The organism is Collinsella aerofaciens, from assembly GCF_028206995.1.
Taxonomy (GTDB): domain Bacteria; phylum Actinomycetota; class Coriobacteriia; order Coriobacteriales; family Coriobacteriaceae; genus Collinsella; species Collinsella aerofaciens_AQ.
In genome coordinates this window covers 1-21,375 of sequence record NZ_JAQLFL010000011.1, presented here as the reverse complement: position 1 = coordinate 21,375, position 21,375 = coordinate 1, and the positions used below count along the sequence as shown (strand labels likewise).

Genomic DNA, 21,375 nt, shown 5'->3' with positions numbered 1-21,375 from the left:
ACTTTTTAGGAAGTCATTATGACAGCTATCGATCGAGACCGGGCGCGCGCGGCCTTCAAAAGCTACACCGATGCCTACGACGCCACCAACCCACGCATCGCGCTCAAAATCGAGCATACGTACCACGTGGCCGAGGCATGCGATGCCGTAGCGCGCGAGCAGGGCTGGTCGTCAGAAGATATTGACCTGGCATGGCTTTGCGGCCTGCTACACGATATGGGCCGCTTTGAGCAGCTGCGACGCTGGGACACCTTTAAGGACGCCGAGAGCATGAGCCATGCGGCGCTGGGCATCGAGGTCCTCTTTGGCGAGAATCCCGCCGATGCACCCGCCGTAACGAGCATCCGCGACTTTATCGATGACCCGGCAGAAGATGAGCTCATCCGAGCGAGCATTGCCTATCACAGCGATTTCCGTCTACCCGCGCAGCTCGACGAGCGCACGCGGAGCTTCTGCGATATCGTGCGCGATGGCGACAAGATCGACATTATGCGCACCATCGCCGACAGCACTGTCGACACTATCCTCAAGGTGGACGAGAAGACGTTTCTCGGCAGCCGTTTCTCGTCGCCGACACTTGCCGCCTTTGACGAGCACCGCTGCGTCGCACGCGATGAGCGCGATGGGCCCGCCGACTTCTTGGTGGGGCTTATCTGCTTTATGTTTGAGCTCGTCTATCCAGCAAGCCGCGCGCTGGCGCGCGAACAGGGCGATATCCACCGCCTGCTCGACGCGCCCTTTGGCATTACGCGGCCCTTTACCGACCCCGCCACGCAGGCAACTTGGAGCCGCCTAAAGGACGAGATGCGCGACTGGCTGGCGCGCGCCTAGCGCTCAAGCTGGGCCAGCAGCTCCTCGACGACCTCGACGGCGTCCCCAACAACCTTGTACTGGGCAGCACCGAAAATGGGGGCATCCGGGTCCTCGTTGATGGCGATGATGCACTCCGCCCCACCGATGCCGGCAAGATGTTGGATGGCGCCCGAAACACCGATACTCACGAGAAGCCTGGGCGAAACCGATACGCCCGTCTGGCCAATCTGGTGGCGATACTCCAGCCAACCCGCCTCCACGACGGGACGCGTGCAACCAAGCTCGGCACCCAGAGCCTCGGCGAGCCTTCGCATCAACGGCAGGTTTTTCTTGGAACCAATGCCGCGACCCACCACGACCAGGCGCTCGGCATTGGCGATCGAGGGCTGCTGTCCCCACTCCTCGGCGGGAATCGAGATCTCGACACGAGCCTTAGCATCATCCGCAAGCGATATCTGGGTGATCGTGCCAGAGCGGCCGTAGTCGAAGTCGGGAGCCTTAAAGATACCGGGGCGCACCGTTGCCATCTGCGGACGGTGGTTGGGGCAAATGATGGTGGCCATCAGGTTGCCGCCAAACGCCGGACGCGTCTGTTGCAGCAGTCCCGTCTCTGTATCCATCGAAAGTACGGTGCAGTCAGCCGTAAGGCCCGTCTGCAAACGCACGGCAACGCCGGGTGCCAGTTCGCGACCAAAAGCGGTCGCACCGTATAGGATGGCCTCGGGTTTGCGTTCGGCTACCAAATCGCAGATCAAGCGGGCGTAGACCTCCGCATCGTTTTGGCGCAGGCGCTCGTCGCGACAGGCCAGGACTTCGTCGGCGCCCGCGCAAACCAGATGCTCCAGGTCCCCGAGCGAGCCCTCGGGGCTCATGCCGACCAGTGCCACCAGACGGCAGCCGCGAGCATCGGCAAGCTCGCGCCCCTTGCCCATAAGCTCATAGGCAACAGGAGTCACCGTATCGTGCTCGTCGGTCTGCACGAAGACCCAAATGTCTCGATATGCATCAAGGTCCACCGCACCAGCGGCCTCGTCACACTCGATCGAGATAGCGTTGACAGGGCAGGCGTCGACGCACCCACCGCATAGGATACAGCCGTCGGTTACGCGGGCGCATCGGTTGGGACGCTCGCCCTCCACCACAATGCCGCCCGAGGCGCAGGCGCGAACGCAGCGACCGCAGCCGATACAGGCTTCGCTATCGATAATCAGTCCGCTCATCTATGCCATCCCCTCGATGATCTTGGCAAGTTTTGCCGCCTGCTCGGACGCCGTTCCGTCAACGGCCTCGCACGTTTGATCACGGTCGGGCACAAACGAGCGCACGACCTGCGTCGGCGATCCGGCAAGACCGCAACGCGAGGGGTCGGCGTTCACGTCGGCAGCGCTGACCACGCGCACGTCCGCATCCTCGGATGCGCGGATACCGGCAATACTCGGCATACGCAGCTGGCCAATCTCCTTGGCGGTCGTCATCGCACACGGCATCTCAAGATAGACCGTCTCCTCGCCGGCATCGCAGCCGTGAACAAGCGCTAGTGAACCACAGGTCGTAAAGCCCGCGCTCTGCACGCAGCTCACGTCGGTCACACAGGGAATCTCAAAAGCACCGGCCAGCTCGGGGCCGATCTGGGCCGTATCGCCGTCCACTGCCATCTTGCCGCAGATGAGCAGGTCGAAGTCCTCGTCGAGAGCCTCGATGCCGCATTTGAGGGCATAGGTGGTGGCTAGAGTATCGGCACCTGCAAAGGCGCGATCGGTCAGCAGCAGCGCGTCGTCGGCGCCTCGAGCGATGCAGTCGCGCAGCAGCGGCTCGGTCGCGTGGATGCCCATCGACACCACCGTTACGCGCACGTCCATGCCAAAGCCGATAAAGTCGTCTTTCAGCGCCAGCGCGCATTCCAAAGCGCTCGCATCAAAGGGATTAATGACCGCCTGCTTGCCATCGCGCACGATGGTATTGGTCTTGGGGTCCATCTTGACCTCGGTGCTGCCCGGCACGGCCTTGACGCACACCACCATATGGAAATCGCTCATCTTCACGCGCCCCCTTTCTGGACGAGCTCATCCAAGAGCTTCTCCGAAAACAGGTTGCCGCGACCCAGCTGCCCGTCGGGATCGAGCTGGAGCTTGAGCCGCGCCGACTCGACCATGGCCTCGTGACCGTACATCGTCTCTAAGAAGCCCGCCTTGATCTTGCCGACGCCATGCTCGGCAGAAACGGCACCGCCCATGGCCGTGACCTCGGAAGCCCACTGGGCAAAGAGTTCTCCGCCGCGGCGGTAATCCTGCGCATCGCGCGGCAGAATGTTCACATGCAGATGGTTGTTACCGATGTGCCCCCAGGCGGCAGATTCAAGCCCACTTTCGGACAACGTACGGCGATAAAGGGCGATGACATCGGCCAAGCGTGCGTTGGGCACCGACATGTCCGACCCCAGTTTGGTGATAGTAGGATCCGTGCGGCGACGCTCGTCGATGAGCATGTTGACGCTCTCGGGCACCGCATGGCGGAAGAATCGCTGACACTCGCGATCGACTTCGGTGCGCGCGACCCATGTCGCATCGTCGCGGCCACCCGCAAACTCGAGCACCCATCCCAGGTGGTACAGTTCCTCGGTCGCCTGGGCCTCGTCATCGCAGTCGAGCTCCACGTAGACACAGACCATGGCCTCTTTGTCGAGCGCCGGCAGCGAGGCAAACGCCGTCGACTGCTCGCGCTGACGACGCAGGATATCCAGAGCGCCCGCATCGAAATATTCGATGGCAGCCGCGTGGGAGAGGACGGGACGCACAGAATCGGTGAAGGACACAGCCTTGTCTTCGCTGTCAAAGAAGCAGCTCACGCCCCAAACGACCGCAGGCGCCGCCTGCAGGGCAATCTCGAGCTCGGTGATAACGCCGAGCGTGCCGCAAGCACCGATAAAGAGGTCGATGGCGTCCATTTCGTCCGCAACGAAATAGCCTGAGGCATTTTTTGTCTTGGGCATGGTATAGCCGGGAAGATCGAGCTCGAGCGTACGGCCCACTGCCGTCACGAGCGACAGGTGGCGGCCCTGGGCAAAAGCCTCGCCGCGCTGAAGCTCAAGCAAATCGCCATCAGCCAGCGCGACGTGGAGTCCCGTGATATGCGGGCGCATGGGGCCGTAGGCGTAGCTGCGGGCACCGGAGGCGTTACATGCCGCCATGCCGCCCAGACAGGCAGACGCCTCGGTGGGATCGGTGGGAAAGAACTGCTCGGGGGCCTCTTGAAACTCATCGTAGGCCTTAAGCGATGCCTGGTCCCAACCAGCGGTCGGCAGCACCTTCTTGCTCAGCTGCTTGCGCAGCTCCGAGAGCACAACGCCCGGCTCCACGCGCAGCAAAAATTGGCCTTGTTCATCGCGGCGAAGGCCCAAGTAGCGATTCATACGGGAAGTATTGAGGATATGCCCGCCGTGGGGCACGGCACCGGCGGCAAGGCCGGTTCGGGCGCCCTGAACCGTTACCGGGACACGCTCGGCATGGAGCTTTTCCAAAATGGCACGGACCTCGTCTTCCGTTGTCGGAAACGAGATGCTCGATGCTTCGCCCGATGCGCGAGATTCATCGCGGCCATACTCTTCGAACTCGTCGGTGAAGGGTTTGATGGTTACAGACACGCGAACTCCCCCTTTAGCTAACTACAGTGTTTGCAGGGAGATGTTACCGCATCGTTTCGTCGACGTGTTCGAGACCGTCTCCATAATTGGCGATTTTTACGTTCGTGCAATTCGGCGAGCGGCTGGATTTCCTCGGCAGACGATGCTTTTAACACATATGGCCCCGCCGTCACTGACCGCGCGATTGCCGCTCGAAAAAAGTTGGAGTATTTTTTGCCGCCTTTTACCTGCGGAGACGCCAATCCGTCAAGCATTTGGTCAGCAATTGGTCAAGTAACGGCTGATACGGTCGGCATCGACAGCCAAAACCGACAGAAGTTTTGGCCCCAGAAGCAGGGAGGTTCCCATGGCATATTACTGGCCCCAGTACGGCATCGCCATCGAAGTCGACGACGATCCCCATCTCCTGCCTTTCGACGAAGAGGCATTCCCCGATACGACGGTCTACCACGTTACCACCGATGTGATCTGCGACCCCGAGTCGTTCTCGGCGCTCGCCCACCGCATCGCGCATATCCACGACATCGAGCTCCCTCCCGACTTCGACGAGCTTGTCTACTCACGCCGCCTGATGCTTCACATGCTCTTTGGAGCGAACCCGTCCACCTTTGCGCGCATCTATACCGCCAAGGATGCCGCATGAGCGCGAAGAAGCCACCCCACTTTGCAGGCCTGGGTCGTCGCAAGAAGCTCATCGTTGCCTGCTTGGCCATCGTCTGTGCCCTTGTCGCCGTAGGACTATACGCTTGGCAGTCGCAGCCCGTACCCGAGGCGGGCGCTTCGGTTACGACGGCCGAGGGCAAAACGCGTCAGGAAATCCAAGATGAGCTCGACGCCATAGTCCGCGACAACATGATGACGATTTCGGTCGCACCGGTCGCTCAGCTGCAGGAGGACGGCAAGCTGCGCGTCAACGTGCAAAACGTCCAAGACAATAAATTTCCCCAGCGATTCCGCGTCATCCAAAACGACGAGACCATGTACGAATCCGGTGTGGTCGAGACCGGCAAGACAATCGAGACGTGCCCCGCCGGCGACATCAAAGAAGGCGAGGCGTACATCGAGATCCAGGCACTCGATGCCAAGACCCTCGACAGCCACGGCAATCCGACACGTGTCAAGGTGCGGGTTGAGCAAACCGAGAACTAGCTTTTCCGGTCGACGCGACACCGCACGCAATTCACCAGCATTCGTCCAATCATCGCGGGGACGGCCCGCGGCGAATAGAAAGGAACGACCATGGACATCACCAGGAACATGAACGGAGCCAGAGCGCTCGTCGTGGGCGCAGGGCTCGCGCTCGCGCTCGCAATGGGCGCCGTCCCGACGCCAGCTATGGCAGCCGGGCGCGTTGGAACCACGAAAGTAATGGTCAGGACCGAGATCGACAACGTTGAGTTCAAAGTTCCGACGGTTATTCCCTTCGTCGCCAAGGCCGACGGCACGCTTCAGGGCCCCTCAGAAGACGCGACCACCATCGACAATCATTCGGCCTACGGCATCCATGTCACCAACATGAAGATCGACGCCATGAACACCTGGACCATTGCCGCCGACGCCAAGGCCGGAACCGCACAGAACTCCATCGACTTTAAGGTCGGCCCCGACGGCGCACTCCAAAACGCCAGCGCCGCAATGCAGGAGACGGGCCTCGATCTTTCCAAGAACGCAGCCTTCGACATGGGCTACCAGGGCATTGCCGGCGGCACGGACAAAATTAAGCTCAAGACAAGCGGAAACGTCGCCCGCGTCACGCGCGACATCTTCCGCGTAACCGGCGAAGGCGATCAGGTTGCAACGATCACCTGGACGGTCGAGCCCGGTGCGCACACGGCATAAGGCCGTCGCCCTGGCCGCCGCCGTCAGCATCCTAGCGTTTGGGCCAGCCATGGCCTTTGCCCAGCAAGAACAGGCGCAGGCCGCCACGCAAGTGACGGTCGACCTCTCGGAGCTCGACCGCGGCGACCGCGAGGAACCGTTGGCGCAGACAGGCGACAGACGATGGCTCTTGGCAGCAGGCGCCACAGCAGCAGGCGCGGGAACCGCCGGCCTCGGTCTGCACATCAAACGCAGCCAGAAACAAAACACGGACAGGCCGCACTAAATTAGCTAAGGAGACCCCATGGCATCGAAGAACCTTTTGCCCGTCGTCGCACTCTGCGGCGCGCTCGCAACCGGAACGTCTGTCGCCGCTTGGGCGGCTCCCGTCATGGCAGACTCCTTACCAGCAGCCCTAAGTTCCGCACCAAATCCATCGAGCGCCATTGCGTGCAAGCGTTTTTCGATCGCACAGGCCGCAATCTCGACCTCGGGATGTCTTCGTCGTAATACGGACGGCTCGATAGTCGTGGATATCGATCGTTCGAACAAGGCAAACGGCTCCCGGGCGGGGTGCGCCGTCTGCACGTGGCGCTCGGCTGTGCTCGATGCAGATGGCGATCCATGCAATTTAGAGCTGTGCATCGACATCGCTTCGGTCGATGACTCGGCGAACGGAGCGAAGGTCGCCTTCGACGGTACGTTTTTTGAGAAAGGAGGCGGTATATGTCTGGGCTGCGCCGCCGCGAATGCAGACGATGCGCAGCCCACCCTCTCATTCACGGCATCATTGCGGCTGACCAAAGCCGGCACCGATGCCATCGCGGCGGGAGAAGCGTCCCTGCTGTTCTACGCCGTCAGTACCAAAGACACAGACGCTCATTTCGAGAAGCCAGCCGGATCACTCAGCCTTACACGAGGGATAGAGGCAGGTCCTTTTGAAATCGATTCCCACGCGCAAAGCAGGCAACGCATTCTTGCCGACCCGGCGCTTCTCGAAATGGAGTGGAACGGATCCGGAGCTATCGGAATTCTCCCCTCCGCGTTTGACGCCAAGACGCTCCCCCCAAACGACGAACCCATCAACGCAACCATACAAGAAGAGAGCGCGGACAAAGAAGCAGGTGCGGGCGACACGCCGTCGCCGACAAACAGCGTCCCAGCTTCTCTCGAAGCACCGAATGAACCCGCTACCGATCCAAACGATTCCGAACTCGCGGACAGTCTGGGGCTTGCTGATCCTCAAGAGATCGATGAAGGTAACTGCTGCGTGCTTGCCGCGCTCGACCACACAGAGGTCATCGACGCTGCGAACATCGAAGTTGCCGCCGCCAATCAACCCGTCCGCAAGTCGGCCATCATCGCATTTCCCGAATCCATCGAAGTCGTCTTTTTGCCATCGGGCGAGGTCGTGGCCCCAACACTGCTCACCTTGTTGGGCGCCAAGAATACTCGAAACGAAATTAAAAAGGTCACGGTTGTCGACCCTGCAACCACCGCCAAGCTGCGTCTATACGCCGTTGCTCCAGATGGAGGCAAGACCTTGGAATTCGATGGCGACACACTCCTAGCCTGGCGGCGTCTGGACATTATGCAAGACGTCTCGTATCAGATCGAACTCGAAGGGTTTGATCGTGCCCGCGATGCCAATATCATCGCCGCGGCTATTGAATTCCCGCAGCGGCTTATGACACTGCGCTTTGAATACTATCCCTATGTCCCGACAACCACCTGAGGCTTAAATGCTGCGCATCATTCCTAACACCACTTATATAACGTATTAGATGAGTCGCGATGTGCCTCGCATTTCGTTCTGCTACGATTGCCACGTTGGCATCAATACAGGAGGGCTCATGCCGGGCTTGGGAACAATCATCAACGTTGTGCTTTTAGTTGCGGGCGGTCTTTTGGGATTAGCGGGCGGCCGCTTCATTATACCGCGCATCCAAGACACGCTCATGAAAGCATCGGGGCTGTGCGTCCTGTTTATCGGCCTGGGCGGCACCATGCAAAAGATGCTCATCATCGATGGAAAGGCGCTAGCGACCACCGGTACCACCATGCTCATCGTCTCATTTGCGCTCGGTTCGCTCATCGGCGAGGCCATCAACTTGGAGGCCGCCATCGAGAACCTTGGCGAATGGCTCAAGCGCAAGACTGGCAGTGAGGGCGATAACGAGTTCACCAACGCTTTTGTCTCGACATCGCTGACCGTCTGCATCGGTGCCATGGCTATCGTGGGATCGATCCAGGACGGTCTGCTCGGTGACTGGTCAACGCTTGCCTTGAAAGGCGCATTGGACTGCATCATCGTCTGCACCATGACGGCGTCGCTTGGCCGCGGCTGCATTTTCTCCGCCCTGCCCGTCGCCGTGTTCCAGGGGACGATCACGTTGTTTGCCGGCGCGCTCTCCCCCATCATGACCACGGCAGCCCTCGACAGCCTTTCGCTCGTAGGCTCCATGCTCATCTTCTGCGTCGGCGTCAACCTCATCCGTCCTCAGACCTTCCGCACGGCCAATATGCTCCCCTCCGTCGTCATCGCCGTCATCTACGCCCTCCTGTTCTAAATCTATCAACGCAGCGGTATCTCGAACATCTGTTTGATGCTGTGCTATGATATGAGGTCACCGTAGCTGCGTTAGGAGAGGAGAAGCGGTGGCCGACCAGGACATCAAGATGCTCATCGAGCGCATTATGGCCGAGGCCCGGACCCATCAGTCCACCCGCTTCTCAAACGAAATCTACGCAGACGAGCCGATTCTCAAAACCGGCCGACAGATGCAGAATTTCCTCCCCGACCAGTACCGTAAAATGCGCGAGATATCGCGCTGGCAGGATGACCCCAAGGGCGGTGCGGGCCGCTGGCTTTCGGAAGCCGAGCTTTTTTACCGCCAGGGCCTGCTGATGGCCGACTTTGAGGACGACTGTCCCTACAACGGCACCTTTAAGTCGTACTTTCCCACCTACAACGCCATGAGCGACCGGCAGCTGCGCGGCTACTTTACCTGGCGTGCCCAAGTGCGCCGCGGAACCGTCGAGGAAACGTCTACGTCCTTTGCCTTTCTGTATCTCTATGAGCTGATTTGCGGCATTGGCGTAGATGACCCGCTCGACGGTTTTAACAAGATCAAGGCCTTTTGGGATGTCTATCGCGCCTTCGAGCCCGGCATTGATCGGTTTGCACGCGTGTGGTTGCAGGATTACGCCGTATTCCATGGGCTCGACCCCAAGCTGCTCCGCGACTCTAAAACCGTCATGTTCGATAACGCCCTTATCGAGCTGCGGCGCGCGGCACGAGACCTTGTACCGGCACCGGCACCGTCCGACCAGACCCCCAAACGTCGCAAAACCTCCGAGCCCACGCTCCCCCTTCCGCCCGATGAGGTGCGCGAGGAGCGACTCATGGCCGCCATCAACGCCCTCTCCACGTACAACCTAAGTAACTCGCGGCTCGACCGCAGCCACCACCGCGATCTGCGCCACGTGGCATGCGCCGCGTATGTCCGCATGGCGCGCTACTATGACACGCATCGAAAGACCGGCATCGTAGCGAGCTTGTTTGGGGAGGAGACGGCCATGCCCTACACCATGTTTGCCTCGGCCGTATTCTTTGCGCCCGAGCGCCACGAGAACTGCGAATACCGCCTGGATCCCATCCATATCTACCGTTGCCAAAACGGCTTTTGGGAATGTATGCGTATCCATGGTAGTAGGCAAAAGAGCAGCAAGCTCGGTGAAATGATGCGCGCCTGCGACCAACGCCTGCGCCTGGCGCTGGACCCCGCCCATCCCCTTAAGGAAGAAAAGGTCCCCAAATATCTGGCCAAGATTATCGATGACGAGATTGTGGCATGGCTTTCGTGGGACGCCGCACACCAGCCCGTCAAGATCGATATCGACCTGACTCAGCTGGGGCACATTCGGAGCGCCGCTGCGCAAACGCGCGAAGCACTTTTAATCGACGAAGAGCGCGAGGACGGCGCACCTGTGGAAGCCGAGGCAGCGGACTCAGGGCAACCGGAAGCCGAGCCCGTAGCCGACGCGATTGTCGAGGCGGTCGCGGCACCCATTCGGCAGGACGAGACCGACGAGCCAACCATATCCACCGAACAGTTTGGTGTCGTGGCACCGCTTCTCGCGCCGACGCCCGCGTTCGCAGCTGTTGCGCCCGCTGACGCCACGAACGAACTCACGCCTGCCGCAGACGCCTATCTCCGCGCGCTGCTCGAGCACAACGCAGTACAGGCGGAATCGGCGGTAGTGCAATCGGGCCAGAGCGAGGACATGCTCGTCGATACCATCAACGAGGCGCTCTTTGACCTGGTGGGTGACACCGTTATCGAGTTTGGAACGGCAGGACCGCAGATTATCGAGGATTACGAAGCAGACGTGAGAGGATACCTAGACCATGAGTGACACCGCATCCGCAGCGCCCCGCGTACCCAAACGCGTCGCCGCCGTTATCCTAAACTCGCTCAAGGGCGGCGTGGTCCCGCGCATCGGCCTTCCCTATATCACCGTGGGACGCGAGGTCGAGATTCGCGCCCTGCTCACCGATTTGAGTCTCATCGCCGATGGCGGCGCGAGCTTCCGCTTTTTAGTCGGTCGCTACGGAGCCGGCAAGAGCTTTTTGCTCCAGACCATCCGCACGCACGCCATGGGCGAGGGATTCGTCGTCGCCGATGCCGACCTATCCCCTGAGCGCCGCCTGCAGGGCGGCCAGGGACAGGGCCTTGCCACCTACCGTGAGCTCATCCGCAACATATCGACTAAAACGCGCCCCGAGGGCGGTGCACTCAACCTTATCCTGGATCGCTGGGTCGCCTCGTGTGCCGATGCCGATGAGTCTGCCGTCAATGCCCAACTGGCCCCGCTCGAGGAAATGGTCCACGGCTTCAACTTCTCCCGTATGCTCCGCCGCTACCGCGCGGCCGTATCCGAGGGCGACGAAGAAGCTATGAGCCGCGTGACCAAATGGATTCGCGGCGAGTACCGCACCAAGAGTGAGGCACGCGCCGAGCTGGGCTCCTCAACCATCATCAGCGATGACGACTGGTACGACTACGTCAAACTCATCGCTCGTTTTTTGGTTTGCAGCGGCTACAAGGGCATGCTGGTGCTCATCGACGAGCTCGTGAATCTGTATAAGATTCCCAACGCTATCACGCGCCAGTACAACTACGAGAAAATCCTGACCATGTACAACGACACGCTTCAGGGCAAAGCGCAGTACCTGGGCATGATTATGGGCGGCACGCCAACCTCCATCGAAGACCGCCGCCGCGGCGTGTTCTCCTACGAAGCCCTGCGCAGCCGACTCGCTCAGGGCCGCTTTGCGCGCGAGGACCTTAAGGACATGCTCGCGCCCATCATCCGCCTACAGCCACTCACCTATGAGGAACTGCTGGTGCTGATCGAAAAACTCATGCAGATCCATGCCGGCTACTTTGGCTGGACGCCCTCGCTTACCGAAAACGACTTGGTGGACTTCCTCAAGATTGAGTTTGGCCGCGTGGGAGCCGATACGCACTTAACGCCGCGTGAAGTCATTCGTGACTTTATCGAGCTGCTCGACATCCTATGCCAAAACCCCGATGCTAACGTGGCCGAGTTGCTGCAAAGCGTCGGTGGCGACGCGCTGGCGCCGGCAGCCGTAACGGACAACACCGACACCGCAAGCGAAGACCGCAACTTCGCCGAGTTCACCATCTAACCTGCCAAAAAGGGACAGGTTTATTTTGGCAGGTTTTATCTGGGCAAACGTCGAGACAGTAATGTAGCGAGCCACTGCTCACCGCGTTAAGAGATTCGTATTTGAGAGGAGGCCCCGTGAACGCCTTTGACCGATATGCTCCGTTTATCCAAGACTTCATCTACTCCCACGATTGGGAGAGTCTGCGCTCTATCCAGGTTGCAGCGGCAGACGCCATCTTTAACACGCAAGATAATGTGCTCCTGACGGCATCCACGGCTTCCGGCAAAACCGAGGCAGCCTTCTTTCCCATCCTGACCGAGTTTTGGGAGAACCCGCCCGCGAGCGTAGGCGCCCTCTACATCGGCCCCCTCAAAGCGCTCATCAATGATCAGTTCGTCCGTCTCAACGACCTCTGCGAAGAGGCCGATATCCCTGTCTGGCACTGGCATGGCGATGTCTCGCAGTCGCACAAGGCTAAGCTCATAAAAAAACCGAGCGGCATCTTGCAGATTACGCCCGAGTCACTCGAGGCGCTCTTAATCCATAAGCACATGGCGATCCCGCGCATGTTCTGCGACCTGCGCTACGTGGTCATCGACGAGGTCCATTCGCTCATGCGCGGCGACCGCGGCGGTCAGACGCTCTGCCTTATCGAGCGCCTCTCGCGCATGGCAGGCGTGCAGCCCCGCCGCATCGGCCTTTCGGCCACCATCGGTGACCCCGAGCGTACGGGTGCCTTCCTCTCGCAGGGAACAGGACGCGATTGCATCATCCCCCGCTTTGAGGAGCCGCGCCGCGTGTGGCGTATCTCCATGGAGCACTTCTACAACTCGGGTCCCCAGGCGCAACAACGAGGATTCGAGAGCACGGGTCCTCAAGAGGCCGAAGTGCTTGCGTGCGAGTGCATTGAGGCAGCGGCACCCGCGGCACTGCCCGCCGGCGCCCAAGACATGCGTCACAGCGGACAGCTCACACAAGAGGAGCGCCGTCAACGTCGTGAGCGGGCACGGGACAAGGCTACCTCCAGGGATCGCCGCACTTCGTCGGCCCCCGAGGGCGAAGTCGACATCCCCCGAGCACCCGAACAGGCATTACTCAACCCCACCGACACGGCGCCAGACAACGCCGACCCCGGCATGGGCTATATCTTTGAGCACACACGCGGCCGCAAGTGCCTGGTCTTTGCCAACTCGCGCGAGGAGGCAGAGGCCGTGTGCTCCATGCTGCGCAGCTACTGCGAGAGCCGGCACGAGCCCGACCGCTTTCTCATCCACCACGGCAATCTTTCAGCATCGCTGCGCGAGACGGCAGAAGAGCTCATGCGCGATGAGGAGCAGGCACAGACAACCGTCACCACATCTACACTGGAGCTCGGTATCGATATCGGCCGTCTGGAGCGTGCGTTTCAGATCGATGCACCGTTTACCGTCAGCTCCTTTTTGCAGCGAATGGGCCGCACGGGGCGCCGCGATCTTCCGCCCGAGATGTGGTTTGTCATGCGCGAGGAAGAACCCGAGCCGCGCACGATGATGCCCGAGACCATTCCGTGGAAGCTCCTGCAGGGCATCGCGCTCGTACAACTCTATCGCGAGGAAAAGTGGGTCGAGCCACCCGAACTCGATCGACTCCCCTACAGCCTGCTCTACCACCAGACTATGTCGACGCTTGCCAGCACCGGCGAACTCACGCCGGCAGAGCTTGCCCAGCGCGTGCTCACACTCAGCTATTTTCATCGCATCTCGGCCGATGACTATCGCGTGTTGCTGCGTCACCTCATTAAGATCGACCATATCCAAGTCACCGAGGGCGGCGGGCTCATCGTGGGCCTCGCGGGCGAGCGCATCATTAACAACTTTAAGTTCTACGCTGTGTTCCAGGAAAACGAGGAGTTCACCGTTCGCAGTGAGTCGGCCGAGTTGGGCACGATCGTCAATCCGCCACCGCCCGGTGAGCGCATCGCCATCGCCGGACACTGCTGGATTGTCGAGGAAGTGGACTGGAAGCGCCACACCGTCTTTGCCACGCAGGTCAAGGGCCGGGTGCCGGCCTACTTTGGCGACTGCCCCGGTGATATCAATACACACGTACTCGAGCGCATGCGCAAGGCGCTCAACGAGCACGCAGCATATCCGTACCTTATGGGTAACGCACGGGCCCGCCTTGCGCAGGCTCGTCATACCGCCGAGATTTCGGGCGCGGGAACCAAGCCGCTCATTAACCTGGGCGGCGACACCTGGGTGCTCTTCCCCTGGTTGGGAAGCTACGCCTTTTTGGCGCTCGAGCGCATGCTCAAGATTAAATGTGCCGCGGAGCTGGGCCTTCGCGGACTCGACCCGTCACGCCCGTACTTTATGCAGTTTAAGATGAAGGCCGACGAGGAGACGTTCTTTGAGGTACTCGCCGCCGAGGCCGAGAAAGACTTCGATCCCATCGAGCTCGTCTATCCTGGCGAGGTGCCTTACTTTGACCGCTACGACGAGTTTGTTCCCGAAGAGCTCGTGCGCAAGGGCTTTGCCGAAGGCGTGCTCGACATAGAGGGCATGAAGCAGCGCGTTCTCGGCTGGCGCGACCACGCCTAAGACCAGTCTTTTTGGGACGGGGAGACCTATTTGTCGTGAAGAACGGTGCCGAGGAAGTCGGTGTCGAAGGGCACGGCTTCGGCAAAGGCGTAGTTGCCGTCGCTGGCGATGAGCAGGTAGTTCTCCTCGCCGCCGAACTCTGCATCGCCACATGGGACCACCCAGGCGTGGGCGAACACCTCGAGCGCCGTGGCGGCGCAATCGCGCAGGAACGTTACGTCGCTCCCCTCGTTTGCGCTCACGATATTGGCAACGTAGATACCCCCGGGGTTCAGGCTGCCTCGCACCAAACGCAACGCCTCAACCGTCGCCAGCTCGCGTACGGGCTCGGCACCGCCAAAGCAATCGCTCACGACCACGTCGTAGCGACGATGGCCCACGCTCGTCACACCCAAATACGAGCGAGCCTCAGCGGTTATCACCCGCAGGCGATCGCCCGCCGCGCGCTCCAGCTCGTCTAGGTAGAACCAGCGGCGCGCCAGGCGCGTAATCTCTCCGTCATACTCGATGACGTCCATGCGCAAGCCCTCGTGCGACATCAGCGCGAACTTAGGATAGGCAAACCCGCCGCCACCCAGCACAAGCATGCGGTTGATGCCGTGACCATAAGCATCGTGCATCGCATCCTCGGACTCAAACACGTCGTCAAACGCACGATAGTACGCAAAGACGGGCTCCGCCCAACGCTCACCAACGTAGCTTGCGCTTTGGTAGACGCCGCCTTGCACCAACACGCGAATCTCATCGCCGTCCCCATCGTGCACGCGTTTCACACGCGCCAACCCATTGCGGGTTCGCGCAACCTGCAGACAGGCAGCACGAACAGCGACGGCGGCCGCACCAAGCGCCGCGGCTCCCAGGGCAACGCCGGCAACGACGCCAGCAGAAACACTCGGCTTGTTCATCTAGAGCTCCTTTTGCAGATAGAGTCCATGATCGTAAAAACCCAAATGGCGATAGTACTCGCGCGTACCAATCGCGCTGATCACGTTGATGCGCGTATAACCCGCATCCCGGGCAATCTCGCACGCACGCTCTACGAGCAGACGCCCCAACCCATGGTGCTGGGCCGCCTGGCCTTGATACCCCACGCGCGCCGCCATGCCATACACGTGTACCTCGCGAATCATCGCCTCGTCCGGCATCGTCAGCAACTCGTCCGCATGCGCGGCAACAAACGAATGGTCGGGCAGCGACAACCGCAAAAAGCCCGCGATCTTGCCCTGCGGCGTCACCCACTGCAAAAAGCACTCGTGCGTCACCGGCGTCTCGTACGCCACCTCCTCATCAAGAGATAGCTCATCCAAGTCGGCACCCGCCGTGCTGATCTCGCGATAGCGAATCTCGCGCACCGTCGCACCGTCACCCCGAGCGGCCAAGCGGTTTTCGACGAGCTGACGCAGGTTGGGTTTCTTGTTGCCCACCATGATGTCGTCGGAACTAAAGTCGCGGATCATGCGACTGATGCGGCAGAACGCCGGCGTCACCACGATGTCGTCGGCCAGCACATCGAGCAGCTCTTCCTCGGTATAGGGACGCCACTCGCCGCGCTCGTAGCAGCCCACCAGACGCGAGCCCTCGATGAGCGCACACGGGTAAACCTTGACCTCGTCGGGCATAAAGGCCCCTTCGGTCATAAAGCGTTCGTAGTCGCGCTTGTCCCCCTCGGGCGTGGCGCCCAGCAAGTTAAGCATAAAATGCGCGTGGATCTTAAAGCCAAACAGGCGCGCAAGCGAAAACGCCCGCTCGATCTGCGCCACCGAAATACGACGCTCGTTGATATCGAGCAAATGTTGGTCGAGACTCTGAATACCCATCTGAATCTTGGTGCAGCCCAGGCGGCGGATGAGCGTAAGCGCCTGCGGCGTTACGGCATCGGGGCGCGTCTCGATAACGAGCCCCACCACGCGATGCTTCGCCGTCTCGTTGATGCGCTGCTGACGCTCAAGTTCCTCCATCGTTGCCGTCTGCCACTTGGCAACCTCGCCCCACGGCGTACCAGGGCCGTACAGACGACGCACCGCGCGGTTGTAGCCGCCCACGGCAGCATCCACACGCTCCTGCTCGTCGGCAACGCCAGCAGCAAGCTCAGCCTCGTCTGTCGCAATGCCGGCAACCCGATAGCGCTCGCGGCGCTCTGTTACCACCGGCGGCAGCGCATCGGCGGGAGCGTCATCGAGCAGGCGCCCCACCTCGGCACGGCTGATGCCCGGACGCGCCAGCATGGGGTTGGCCGCCACGCCGGCGACGGCATCGTCATTGAGCGCACGGAAAAGCTCCGACATAAACCACGTCTGATACCCTTGCGGATAGTCGCTCCAGGTGCCACCGAGCACGATGAGCTCAATCTTATCGGTTGCGTGCCCCATCTGCGAAAGCGCGGTCAGACGAGCGCTCACCTGCAGATACGGGTCAAAGCAATTTTGCTCCGCACGGGCGCACGCCGGCTCGGCGTGCAGGTAGCTTTTGGGCATGCGCAGATCGTTGGGACAAAACAGGCAATCGCCCGAGCATGGCCAGGGCTTGGTGATAACGGTAATGGTCGCCACGCCCGAAGCCGTGCGACGAGGCTTCATACGCAGCACCTGCAGCAGTCGACGTTCCAGCTCGGCATCGACATTCCACCCAGCCCAACGAGCCGGCTCCTCACGTTTTACCCGCTGGTAGAACGGCAGCAGACGGCGCTTGGCCAAATCGCGTTTGTCGGCACCCTCACGGCGCGCCTCGGCATGTATCAGTTTGACGAGCGCTTTGTCGTCCACGGTCTCGCCGCGACGCAGAGCCTCGAGTATGTTCAAGATAATCTGTTCCATGACCCCATTGTAAAGGCAAAGGCGTCGGAGCCCGTCACGGCTCCGACGCCTCCATCAAACAGCGCAGCTATGGTATATAAGTCTTCGATAACCGCCCGTCACTCTGAATTAAATGACATGTCGCCCGAACCGACCTCAAAACGATACGTAGCAGACTTATCGCCGTTATCGAATTCAAGATTCAAAATGGTCTCGCCGTCGTAGCCAAGCGGAAGGAAATCGCTCTCGAAGTCGCCGCTGCCCAAGGTAAGGCTCGCCTTAAAGCCCGTCGAGTTCGGAACCATCATCTCCACATCGCCCGAGCCCACACTCACGTCCATCGACTTCGCGGGGGCCTGGTAGAGCTCGAACGTCACATCGCCCGAACCGACCTCAGCACTGAGCGCATCAGTCACGCTGCCCGCAAACTCTACATCTCCCGCACCCAGGAAAAGGTCGAAACCATCACAGGTGACACCGGCAATCTGCAGATCACCCGAGCCCACGTGCGCGTTGACTCCCTTCAGATGTTCGGCAACACGGCGCGGCAGCTCGACCGTAACTGAGCGATCGATTGCCTTACCGTCATCACTTCCAAACTGGGAAACCTTGAGCGTCGAGTCCTCGACGGATGCGATGTTCTGCGTCGCGGCCTTGGAGGCATCCATACCATTGGCAACGCGTCCCCGCTCGATAACGCGAGCCTTGTTACCATCGATAACCTTGACGTCCACCGTAGCCGCATCGATATCGAAATCGAGGTAGCGAAACTCATCGGCATCAAAGGTCGTACACGAAAGCTGCTGAGGCCGAGCGGAATAGTTACCGCCATCGTTCATAAAATCGTCGTCATCAACCACATCGTCCATACCGGACAAGCCGGGTATAACATCGTCGAGATCCCACGGGCCATCAAAATGAATCAAAGTCCGCGAAACGCCAAAAACAAGCCCGATAATCAGTACAAACGCTCCGATGCCGACGCCCAGGCGCAGCTTGGATTCATGCGAAAGCTTCATCATTCGTCACCTTCTTTGGCACATGGCTCAGCGGTGGCCGCGGTAGCCACGTCAGCATCAGGTTCCGCAGAAGTATCCTTCCCCTGGGCCCTGACCGCCACCGGTGCCGGACCAACCTGAATATCCCCGCGCGCCCAATCGCCATCGAGTGCACGCGCCACCCAGTGATAGATGGGAATCGTGAAGAAGATCAGCGCAGCAAAGGGGCCGGCACCAAACAGGAACATCAGTAAAAAGAACAGCAGCCAGCACACGGCCCAATACGGGAATGACTGGAACGGACCCTTCACCGGAGTCGAACCAGCCGCACCGGTACCCGTCACCTGAGCCGTCGCCGCATTGGCAGCCTGCGCACTCCAGCTTGCCGCCTGCGCCGCCTTGGCGGCGGCGTCACTCGCCTGTGTTGCCGCCTCGGTAGCTCGTGCCGCCGCCTCATGGGTGCGTGCGCGCTCTGCCGCCTCGGCCTCGCGCTGACGAGCGCGGTCCTCGTTCTCAAACTCGATATCGTCCTCAATCTCGTCGCTCGGATTGAGCAGCTCGTCCAGGCTCACACCATAGAGTTTGGCGAGCGAGATCAGGTTCTCGGTATCGGGCGAGCTCTCCGCGCGCTCCCATTTACTGACCGCCTGGCGCGACAGTCCCAGCTTTCGTGCCAGTCCTTCTTGACTAAAGCCTTTGCTGCGGCGAAGGTCGGCGAGCCGCTGCGCAGTTTCTACATTCATGGTTCCTCCTATGTGATGCCAGCCGTACCGCCGGACCGCTTTTGTTCTTAAGGCGCCTTGCACAGTTAAAAATCTATCCGCCACCGCCAAAAGCATGCCACCTATTCTAGTGAGATTTTTGACAACCGGCGGTTGCGGGCGCATATGAGCTGCGGAAATGTGTCCAAACAAAGCAATGACCCGTAGCTTGGTTGTCCCCGTTGCGGCGTTAACGGTAGTATGGTCGTACTGTTTATTCCGCACCGCCAACGGAGGGAGTTCCGCGCCGTGAACCGCGATTTCGCCTCATCGCTCATCCAGCTCAACAACACGTTCTATCGCGAGCACTCCGCTTCCTTTTCCGATACGCGCCAGGCCCCGTGGCCCGGCTGGGTACGCACCATGGGTATCGCGCTCGAACAGCTCGACGTCGCCACGATCGAGCATCCCGTCCGCGTCTTCGATCTTGCCTGTGGCAATATGCGATTCGAGAACTTTGCCGCCGGCGGCGCACTTGCCGCCAAGGGCGTCGATGGCGCAAACCCCTCGGCAGATGCCAGCTGCCCGTTTGAGTTCTATGGTGTCGACTCGTGCCAAGACCTGGCCATCGATGCACATGGCCACGCGCTGCGCATTCCCAACCTGCACTTCCAGGAACTCGACGTGCTCGACGCCCTTATGAAGCTCAACCCCGCCGAGACGCCCGACGTGCTTTTCGACGCCCCGCTCGCCGACATCTCGGTCTGCTTTGGCTTTATGCACCATGTGCCGTCGTGCGAGTACCGTGTACGCGTGCTCGACGCCCTGGTGCGCCAGACGCGCCCGGGCGGCATCATCGCCATCAGCTTTTGGGAGTTTATGAACGACGAGCGCATGGCGCGCAAGGCTGTTCGCGCCGAAGCCCGCGCCGAGCTCACCCCGCCGTTTGAGGGTTACGATTCCGCCCAGTTTGAAGCCGGCGACCACCTCATTGGCTGGCAAAACGACCGCCACGCCTACCGCTATTGCCATCACTTTGACGATCAGCAGATCACCGACCTGGTGCGCGGCGTCCGTACGTTCTACAAGAGCGGCGAGGTCCCCGTGCGTGAGCTTGAGCGCTTCCATGCCGACGGTCGTAGCGGCGAGCTCAACCGCTATGTGATTCTCAAGCGCCTGTAGGCATCGACGACTCGCCGCCGAGCCGCACCGCATCTTCCGGGCAAACTATGCCCGCCCTTTTTCAATCCATTGACGGAACGTGCAGCTATGCGTTCCATACTTATGACCAAGGAGCCTCATGGGAGCCGTCCACGTTCGCACGCCTAAGAACTTTGTGCTCGAGGAGCGCCTGGAACGCTACGCCGATGCGATTGAGACAAACCCCGAGGCTTATGCCGGAGATTGGCGCAAGGCCTGTGCGCCCGCAGGCAGCAAGCCCTTCGAGCACCTTCACCTGGATCTTGGCTGTGGCAAGGGAACGTACCTTGTAGAACGCGCGGGCCACGAGCCAAACACCCTCTTTATCGGCATGGACCAGGAGCCCATCTGCATTGCCTATGCCGCGCAGAAAATCTGCGAGCAGGAGCTATCCAACGCACTCGTCCTGCCCCGAGGCGCCGCATCGCTGCCACAGCTATTTGCCGCAGGCGAGCTCGATGCCATCACCATCAACTTTCCCACGCCGCAGCCCAAGGCCAAGTACGCCAAAAAACGACTCGTCCATGTCGACCATTTGATGCTCTACCGCCCGCTCTTTGCAGCCAACGCCACCGTCACGCTGCGCACCGACAGCAAACCATTGCGCGATTACGCCCTGGGACAGTTTGCCGCGGCCGGCTACGACACGCTTTGGGTAAGTGACGACGTACGCCGCGACCATCCCGAGCATCCCGAGACCGAGTACGAGCGCCGCACGCGCGAGATGGGTGCCGCCGTCTATGGCATTCGCGCCACACCTGGAGCGCAGCCCAGCGATGAACAGCTCGCGGCGGGCCGCGCGCAGGAGCAAAGCCTTGCCTGCTACCTGCCCGAAAACCTCGATGCGCTCACCTATGTACCTCTGGGCATGGAAGAGGCCGTCGAGAACTTTAGAAACCGCGCCCGCAAAGGCAAGAAGCGCCTGCCGCAGGAGTCCTAGGGGCTTCTGATGGTCGCGGCGTCGGCAAACAAGTGAAAATAGGCGTCAGCGAACGACCCTCAAACCTAAGTGAGTAGACTTTTTTGCAATAGCCAAGCACAACCCGCATAACGAAAACTAAAACCGACGCTCCTATAAGTTGTCAAGAGGCAGTTTGCGGGAGCGCTCTCTCCAATTCGCACAGGAGCTCGTAATA

At 60.5% G+C, this 21,375-nt stretch carries 19 protein-coding genes; 12 read left to right on the top strand and 7 right to left on the bottom strand.

All coding sequences use genetic code 11. The features are described 5' to 3' along the window. Positions 1–18: 18 nt before the first annotated feature. Positions 19–831 (top strand): HD domain-containing protein, encoded by an 813-nt coding sequence (locus PMX60_RS08210; protein ID WP_271747518.1) that lies wholly within the window; start codon positions 19–21, stop codon positions 829–831. On the opposite strand, the gene PMX60_RS08205 is transcribed toward PMX60_RS08210, so the two are convergent. From PMX60_RS08205 to PMX60_RS08195, 3 genes are read right to left on the bottom strand one after another with little or no spacing between them, the layout of a single operon-like run. Further along, positions 828–2,033: an electron transfer flavoprotein subunit alpha gene (locus PMX60_RS08205; RefSeq protein WP_250786996.1), complete on the bottom strand. Its 1,206-nt coding sequence runs from the start codon at positions 2,031–2,033 to the stop codon at positions 828–830. The genes PMX60_RS08210 and PMX60_RS08205 overlap by 4 nt on opposite strands. Beyond that, positions 2,034–2,849, bottom strand: coding sequence for an electron transfer flavoprotein subunit beta/FixA family protein (locus PMX60_RS08200; protein WP_271747517.1), 816 nt, complete (start codon positions 2,847–2,849; stop codon positions 2,034–2,036). A 2-nt stretch (positions 2,850–2,851) separates the two neighbouring features. Next, positions 2,852–4,453: an FAD-binding oxidoreductase gene (locus tag PMX60_RS08195; protein ID WP_271747516.1), complete on the bottom strand. Its 1,602-nt coding sequence runs from the start codon at positions 4,451–4,453 to the stop codon at positions 2,852–2,854. Positions 4,454–4,799: 346 nt separating this feature from the next. On the opposite strand from PMX60_RS08195, the gene PMX60_RS08190 reads away from it, so the two are divergent. From PMX60_RS08190 to PMX60_RS08150, 9 genes are all read left to right on the top strand, one after another. Further along, positions 4,800–5,096, top strand: coding sequence for a hypothetical protein (locus PMX60_RS08190; protein ID WP_117746255.1), 297 nt, complete (start codon positions 4,800–4,802; stop codon positions 5,094–5,096). Beyond that, positions 5,093–5,602: a hypothetical protein gene (locus PMX60_RS08185; RefSeq protein WP_195363184.1), complete on the top strand. Its 510-nt coding sequence runs from the start codon at positions 5,093–5,095 to the stop codon at positions 5,600–5,602. The genes PMX60_RS08190 and PMX60_RS08185 overlap by 4 nt, the downstream gene beginning before the upstream one ends. A 90-nt stretch (positions 5,603–5,692) precedes the next feature. Continuing rightward, complete coding sequence (locus PMX60_RS08180) at positions 5,693–6,292, top strand: hypothetical protein (protein WP_195363185.1); 600 nt, start codon at positions 5,693–5,695, stop codon at positions 6,290–6,292. Further along, positions 6,276–6,557 carry a hypothetical protein gene (locus PMX60_RS08175; protein WP_035137055.1) on the top strand — a complete coding sequence of 94 codons (282 nt, stop codon included), beginning with the start codon at positions 6,276–6,278 and terminating at the stop codon, positions 6,555–6,557. Before PMX60_RS08180 ends, PMX60_RS08175 begins: the two co-directional genes overlap by 17 nt. 18 nt (positions 6,558–6,575) lie before the next feature. Next, entirely contained in the window at positions 6,576–8,006 is a 1,431-nt protein-coding gene (locus PMX60_RS08170; RefSeq protein ID WP_271747515.1) for a hypothetical protein, read from the top strand. Between the two features lie 118 nt (positions 8,007–8,124). Beyond that, entirely contained in the window at positions 8,125–8,841 is a 717-nt protein-coding gene (locus PMX60_RS08165) for a DUF554 domain-containing protein (protein ID WP_271747514.1), read from the top strand. Positions 8,842–8,929: 88 nt separating this feature from the next. Continuing rightward, positions 8,930–10,690, top strand: coding sequence for a TerB N-terminal domain-containing protein (locus PMX60_RS08160; protein WP_271747513.1), 1,761 nt, complete (start codon positions 8,930–8,932; stop codon positions 10,688–10,690). Further along, complete coding sequence (locus PMX60_RS08155) at positions 10,683–11,987, top strand: ATP-binding protein (RefSeq protein ID WP_271747512.1); 1,305 nt, start codon at positions 10,683–10,685, stop codon at positions 11,985–11,987. The genes PMX60_RS08160 and PMX60_RS08155 overlap by 8 nt, the downstream gene beginning before the upstream one ends. A 116-nt stretch (positions 11,988–12,103) precedes the next feature. Further along, on the top strand, positions 12,104–14,548 hold the full coding sequence (locus PMX60_RS08150) for a DEAD/DEAH box helicase (protein ID WP_271747511.1): 2,445 nt from the start codon (positions 12,104–12,106) through the stop codon (positions 14,546–14,548). 26 nt (positions 14,549–14,574) lie between these two features. On the opposite strand, the gene PMX60_RS08145 is transcribed toward PMX60_RS08150, so the two are convergent. The 4 genes from PMX60_RS08145 to PMX60_RS08130 all read right to left on the bottom strand — a co-directional run bounded on the left by PMX60_RS08145 (position 14,575) and on the right by PMX60_RS08130 (position 19,081). Continuing rightward, positions 14,575–15,453, bottom strand: coding sequence for a spermidine synthase (locus PMX60_RS08145; protein WP_271747510.1), 879 nt, complete (start codon positions 15,451–15,453; stop codon positions 14,575–14,577). After that, positions 15,454–17,361: an elongator complex protein 3 gene (locus PMX60_RS08140; RefSeq protein ID WP_271747509.1), complete on the bottom strand. Its 1,908-nt coding sequence runs from the start codon at positions 17,359–17,361 to the stop codon at positions 15,454–15,456. It abuts the gene before it with no gap. Between the two features lie 98 nt (positions 17,362–17,459). Beyond that, positions 17,460–18,359: a DUF4097 family beta strand repeat-containing protein gene (locus PMX60_RS08135; protein WP_271747508.1), complete on the bottom strand. Its 900-nt coding sequence runs from the start codon at positions 18,357–18,359 to the stop codon at positions 17,460–17,462. Further along, positions 18,359–19,081, bottom strand: a complete 723-nt coding sequence (locus PMX60_RS08130) for a helix-turn-helix domain-containing protein (protein ID WP_271747507.1) — start codon at positions 19,079–19,081, stop codon at positions 18,359–18,361. Before PMX60_RS08130 ends, PMX60_RS08135 begins: the two co-directional genes overlap by 1 nt. Positions 19,082–19,348: 267 nt before the next feature. Between PMX60_RS08130 and PMX60_RS08125 the strand changes: the two genes are divergently transcribed. Together PMX60_RS08125 and trmB are read left to right on the top strand one after the other, a co-directional pair. Next, positions 19,349–20,221: a methyltransferase domain-containing protein gene (locus tag PMX60_RS08125; protein WP_271747506.1), complete on the top strand. Its 873-nt coding sequence runs from the start codon at positions 19,349–19,351 to the stop codon at positions 20,219–20,221. Positions 20,222–20,339: 118 nt separating this feature from the next. Beyond that, positions 20,340–21,179, top strand: coding sequence for a tRNA (guanine(46)-N(7))-methyltransferase TrmB (gene trmB / locus PMX60_RS08120; protein ID WP_260699364.1), 840 nt, complete (start codon positions 20,340–20,342; stop codon positions 21,177–21,179). Positions 21,180–21,375: the final 196 nt, after the last annotated feature.